Raw genomic sequence first — 5,738 nt, 5'->3', positions numbered from 1 at the left:
CTCGTCGAGGTTGGCAGCGAGGTGCACCACAAGGCCGGCATGAAAGTGGTGATCGAGGCCGGCGCCGAGATCACCCTCAAGGCCGGCGGCAGCTTCGTGAAGCTCGACCCCAGTGGTGTGACCATCAACGGCCCCAGCGTGAAGATCAACTCCGGCGGCAGCCCCGGCAGCGGCACCGGGCAGAGCGCCCAGGCGCCGATCCTGCCGGGGGAGGCGGGTGAGGAAACGCATGAGGCGACACTTCCTGTATTTCCTGGACAGCCAAAGCGCTTGAAGCAAGTGGCTGTAGAGGGGCTAATGCTCAGCCCTCAGTGTCACCAGCAAGCCGATGGTAGTTGCCCGCTGACATCGTGTCCGTGTAAGTAAATCGGATAGAGGCTTGGATAATGAATATGTCAACTATCCTTGAGAGGTTGCAACACGCTCGACCTGGTGATGAATCTTTATTCGTCTTGTTTGATGGCGCACTCTTCCCTGCCATGCAGAGAGTATACGAGTATGAATCATCTCCTCAGGTGGTGCCTGTGTATTACGGGACGCGCCATGAGACCTCTCTCGAGGTAAGCCCTTGTCTGTACGAGCCAAGTGCCGAAAGTAAAATCTGGGTGTGTCAAGGAGACTGGCGTGACATGGGTGTCATGTTTACCAGTTGCTATTCGTTTTTAGATGTGCTAAGGCATTTGCAAAGTCTGATCAGTGTTAGGCTTTCTTCTGGGCAGCTTGCCTACTGGCGATTCTATTCTCCGGGCTGGCTCGCATCGATCATGGATGTGTTAGGACACGAAGACCTGATGGACTTCACTGGGCCAATTAGTCAGTGGGCTTCCTTTGCGGAGAATGACTGGAAGCTATATCGGCCACATGTTGCGGAACACCCTGTCCTTAAAAAAGATGAGGGGTGGTTTCATCTGTCGGATGAATATGTCGATGTATGGAAAGAGAAGAGGAGGGATGTCTTTGTTCAGAGGGTTGCTGAAAAAGCTTATGGGAAGTTGGGAGGGGTTTCCTCGAAAGAAAAATTGAAAAGTGATGTGTCAAACCTATTTGATGCTGCCAAAGCGGCTGGGTTCAAGAGGTCTTCGGAATTGGAGAGGTTTATACTTCTTTTCTTGAAACATCCTGAAGCCATAAGTTCTTCGGAATGTATGGCAGTGATAAAAAATTCCCAGTACCTGCCGATGAAGCGTCTTGATAAAGTAGAGATGGCCCTTTTCGGAATAGAAGACAAGGAGGAAGAGTAATGGAGTATACTGTACTTCCAGGAGACACCTTGACAAGCATTGCTCGAGAAAAGGGGGTGTCGCTCTCCTCTATCATGGAATTAAATCCGGCTGTCGATAATCCGAACAACCTTCGAGAAGGGGATTCTCTGAACCTCCCTGAAAATAGTGAGATACGAGATGACCGTTGCCCAGACGAAGTCGTGGATGCTAGCCCATGTGTCGATTCCGAAGAGGCTGAGCCCGGGTTTCACATTGTCAAAAGCCCTCAGACAATTGCAGAGCTAAAAGATCACCTGTTTGGGAATTCCGCTAGTGGTGAGACTGATGCGATGCTGGAGCGGCTGAATCCATGGCTGGAGGATGGTGTCAGCCCTGGCCAGGTTATCGTACTTAGCGATCCTCGGAGCATGCAGTGCACGAAGGAAGAGAATCTTCTGATGCAGATTGCTCAAGAGGTGAATGAACAAAATGCTGAATTGACTTACGAAGAAGCACAAAGAACTGTTGATTATTATGATCTCTTAGGGGCCGCTACAGGTGGTGCTGGGGCAGCCATCGGTAATACAGCATCAGGTATGAATCAGCATGCCCAGCTAGTCGAATCAAAATTAAGAGAGATAGAGGCCCTATATCAACGCGTCTATGAGCGGACAGGGAAGGTTGGAGGAGAAGAGTTCTACGCCAGGCGCCGAGTGCTTTTTGAAGAGTTGGATGCCATGCTCGACCGGGTGACGCGCATGGGTTTGGGGATTCCAGAGCATCCAGATCTTCGCCATGCATTAGGGCTCTCTACAAAAAGCACAGTCCATCACTGGCGTCAAGCAGGATCGAGCGCCTCAGGCATACCAGGCTATGCGGATAATTATGGAAATATTGCCAACGCGAGCAAGTGGCTTGGGAGAGCTGGGTACGTAGGTCTTGGATTAAGTGCCGTTTCCACCCACGCGAGTATACGCGAAGCCTGTGCTTCAGGGCGCGAGGAAGAATGCCAGATTGCCAGAGTGAGAGAATGGGCAGGATTTGGAGGGGGAGTAGCAGGAGGGGCAGCTGGAGGTACCGCAGCTGGTGCTGTAGCCGGCGGAGTTTGTTTAGCGCTAGGGGTGCCGACGGGGGGGCTAGCGACGCTTGCCTGTGGTGTTGTACTGGTAGGTGCTGGTGGCTACGTGGGGGGGGAGGTAGGTGGCGATATAGGGAAAGGTGTAGGCGACTGGGGAGGGGAGCTTGTATATGGGAATCGAAATGATTGATGCTGAGTTTTTGTTTTTTTCTATTTCAGCTGTGGCGTTAGTTATTGCGCTTGTTTCACTTTTTGTTTGGGGAGTTTTTTTGCTCCTGTTTATGGAGGAAATAGATGGCTATTTTGATAGTCCTGATTTCCCAAATAGAGGGTATAAGGGGGTATGGCCTTGGGGAATGGGTCGAGGAATGGCTTATGGCATTTTTCTATTGTTTCCCGATTCATGGTTTGTTCGGAAAAAGTTTCCGCATGCTCGCAAGAGTATTAAAATAAATGAGATTCCCAGGAAAATAAAATTCATGGTTGCTTTTCCTATGTATACGAATATTCCCGCGTCGCTTTTTATATTGTTGGGAGGAACGTTCCTTAAGTTAAAACCTTTTTTTTCCTGAGTGAGAATGCCCAGTCCAGTCTGATATTGGCGAAGGGTGCACCGGACATGCATGGCAGTAGAACGCTCGTATCAACCAAGAGCACCGGCTACGCCTGCAGAACCTCGATGGACTGGGCGAAGACGCTCGGGCCGTTGTCGTGGAAGAATTGACGGCCAAGGAAAGAGAGATGGGGCGTGCCCTGCTCGCGAGCGTGCTGGACGAGACCGAATCGCTGAACTTAGAAGAACGCTTCACCGCCTTGTTCGATCGCACCTCCAACGGGATACGTCATCAGCTGTATACGCGCCTCTCCGCCTACCAGTTGGGCTGGAAAATCCCCGAACAGGCCGTTCTCGACCGTCTCAGCGGCCTGATACAGCGAGCCGAACGCTTGGCGGATGAGGTGGAAAACGCGAGTCGCACCGAGCGGACACTGAAGCGCCAGCGCCAGCAGCTTCCCAAACGTACCTACGATGCACGTATTCGCGAGGCGCGAGCGGCGGTTCGTCAGCAGCGTCAGGCGTTAGCCGACGTGCTCGATGAGCTGGCCGAGGCTAGCTACCCACTGGATGAGCAGGGGCAGCATGCCCTGAAGGTGTCGGGGCTCAGCGAACAGGCTTCCCATGCGGCGCTGAAGGAGCGGCGTCTGGTCCGGCAGGCACTGGAGGATCAGAAGGCCTGGGATGCCCTGCTTCGCAATGAGCAGGGAGACCTTTCCCTGAGTCGTGCCGGGTCGGTGGGGCTTAGCGGTTTTATGCTGCTTTTAAATGGTTACTTGTTTGGCGGGGCCATTCAGCAGTGGTGGGAGGCCCGACGAACAGGTGAGCGCTATGGCGAGGCGACCCTAAGTGTGCTGTCAGGTGCTTCTGGCACGGTTGCTGCCACGGCCAGTGTATTGGAGATCCTTCACGATACCCGTTATCGACGCCTCTATGAGGGCAAGTCATTCCAGACGGTGGTTCAGCAGGCGGCCGGTAGCCTGGATTATTTGGACAACTGGGCGCGGTTGACCAATCGCGCGATGATCGGAGTAGCCGGTTTCTCATTATTCGCAGCAGCTTTCGATGCTCGACGTCAATGGCTTAAAGGAGAGCGAGCTACCTCTGGTCGTCAGCGTCTGGCGGCCGGCATCGCCCTGGCGGGGGATATTACGGTGGCAGGTGGAACCCTGCCGATCTTTGCGGCGGGGTTAATCGGGCAGTTCAAAGGCACTTCAGCGATCGCTCTGCGCCTGTCCTTGTTGCGCCTGGCTGTGCCGCTAAATTGGGTCGCATTCGTCGGGGTGGTGCTGGTGGTGATCGGCGAGTTGCTCTACGAGTACTACTCGCTCTCGCCGCTGCAGCAGTGGTGCCAGAACAGTGTCTGGGGAGACGAGCCGGAGGGCTGGGATCTTCAGGCGCACCATCAGCATCTCGCCGAGGTGCATGGTAAGCCGGTGCTTTGGCGCCGCGGCGAACAGCCGCCGCGTATCAGCGCCATGCCGGTGGGGCCGGAACCGCCGGCGAGTTCCTTGAACCTTCGTCTCAACCTGCCGGGAGTTGAGGTGCTTAATGCGGATAACCTTCAGGTGGGGTTCTGGGGCGTAACGCGCGGCAGCCAGCAGGAGCTTCACGAGGATCTGATGGCTCACGCCGGCATTACCCAGGAAGAGGGCAACTGCCGGTTGGATTATGCCCTGGACCCCGAGCGTGTCGGTGACTGGCATACCCTGGTACTGGTGGTGCGTATCACCTCTCAGGGGGCATCTTCGCCGACCGCTACTGCGGCCTTCGAAGTCTTCAGCCGCCTGGATGCCGTATCGCCCAGGGAAGATTGGAGGCCCATCGAGCCCCTGGAAGGACGGGAGGCCAGCGCCTGGCAGGCCATGCCGCTGACTCCCTGGACGGCCTGATAGCTTAGGCATCGAACCGCTTGCCACGAATACAGGAAGGATCATGACCACCGAAGCCAAGGAACAGGACGCCGCTGTCATGGCGCTGCGCGCCGGCGAGCATCTGACGCGTGGTGCCAATGAGCTTTATGCACTAAGCCCGAGGCCGATTCCCTTGGGGCCCACGGCGGGGGCCGGCGCGGATGTGGGGCGACTGATCTATCGCCGCGATGAGACGACGCTAGATCTGCTACATAACGTCAGCCGCAACGGCATGCTGGCCTGGGGGGGGCGGCAGTCTGGATGATGCTTGCCTGTGTAGGGGTGTTCCTCTTTGTCGCTTTCGGTGCTGTTACAGGTGCTTCAAGCTGGTTGGAAGCCTGGGGAATGTGGGGGGGGGGGGGGGGCGCCTACGGAGCATTTCTGTTTTTTATGGCCTTGATCGTCATCCCCGATCTCTGGATGCGTGGCACCGCTCCGGTACGCTTCCATCGCCAGCGTCGCGAGGTGGCCTTCGTGGTGGAACGCCCCGGGCGAAGGGTCTTCTTGCCGTCTCCCAGCGCTCACCTGATGTATGGCTTCTGGTTTGCGCTGTTTTCTATCAGTGGAGGCTTCGTTGTGTTTAGCCTTGGCCTCTTGGGAGGGGAAGAAGAATTGCTGGGGGCAACGGGTATTGTCTGGATGGCGATCACCCATCTGGTTATCGCTCCCGTGCTAGCCGTCGGTTATGTGGCGCTGTATCGCGGAGTTCGCCGTTTGGCTGGCTGGCGCAAGGAGACCGTCTTCGTGCCCTGGGAGGACGTGGTGGCGGTGGCCACGCGCAATATGGCGGTGACCGTCGGTGGCCCGGCGGGTATCGGTTGGGAGCTGCATATACTGCCGCCGGACCCGGAGCGACCGGGGTATAGCCTGGCAGGGGCGGGGATTTCCGCCAATGTGACCAGCCTGCAGATGGCGATGATGCAGTGGGAGCTGATTCGTCGCTATATGGAAGAAGGCCCCGAGGCGGTGCCCGAACGCGCCGACGATTACAG

At 56.1% G+C, this 5,738-nt stretch carries 5 protein-coding genes and 2 pseudogenes; all 7 read left to right on the top strand.

Going from position 1 to position 5,738, the window contains the following annotated elements:
• Nucleotides 1-366, top strand: a pseudogene (locus tag LU493_RS19335) (type VI secretion system tip protein VgrG); the annotation flags it as partial.
• Between the two features lie 26 nt (nucleotides 367-392).
• On the top strand, nucleotides 393-1,241 hold the full coding sequence (locus LU493_RS19330) for a DUF4123 domain-containing protein (protein WP_275289444.1): 849 nt from the start codon (nucleotides 393-395) through the stop codon (nucleotides 1,239-1,241).
• Nucleotides 1,242-1,270: 29 nt separating this feature from the next.
• The gene (locus LU493_RS19325) at nucleotides 1,271-2,470 is read left to right on the top strand and encodes a LysM peptidoglycan-binding domain-containing protein (RefSeq protein WP_428994587.1); all 1,200 of its coding nucleotides are present in this window, start codon (nucleotides 1,271-1,273) and stop codon (nucleotides 2,468-2,470) included.
• Nucleotides 2,451-2,852: a hypothetical protein gene (locus LU493_RS19320; RefSeq protein WP_275289442.1), complete on the top strand. Its 402-nt coding sequence runs from the start codon at nucleotides 2,451-2,453 to the stop codon at nucleotides 2,850-2,852. The genes LU493_RS19325 and LU493_RS19320 overlap by 20 nt, the downstream gene beginning before the upstream one ends.
• A 169-nt stretch (nucleotides 2,853-3,021) precedes the next feature.
• Nucleotides 3,022-4,725 carry a hypothetical protein gene (locus LU493_RS19315; RefSeq protein ID WP_275289441.1) on the top strand — a complete coding sequence of 568 codons (1,704 nt, stop codon included), beginning with the start codon at nucleotides 3,022-3,024 and terminating at the stop codon, nucleotides 4,723-4,725.
• A 43-nt stretch (nucleotides 4,726-4,768) separates the two neighbouring features.
• The gene (locus tag LU493_RS19310; protein WP_275289440.1) at nucleotides 4,769-5,011 is read left to right on the top strand and encodes a hypothetical protein; all 243 of its coding nucleotides are present in this window, start codon (nucleotides 4,769-4,771) and stop codon (nucleotides 5,009-5,011) included.
• A 125-nt stretch (nucleotides 5,012-5,136) separates the two neighbouring features.
• A pseudogene (locus LU493_RS19305) lies at nucleotides 5,137-5,738 on the top strand (hypothetical protein); the annotation flags it as partial.

Source organism: Halomonas elongata (assembly GCF_029081005.1).
GTDB classification, from domain to species: Bacteria; Pseudomonadota; Gammaproteobacteria; order Pseudomonadales; family Halomonadaceae; genus Halomonas; species Halomonas elongata_B.
Note: the sequence above shows the minus strand (reverse complement) of the source record. Positions and strands in the feature narration are given on the sequence as shown.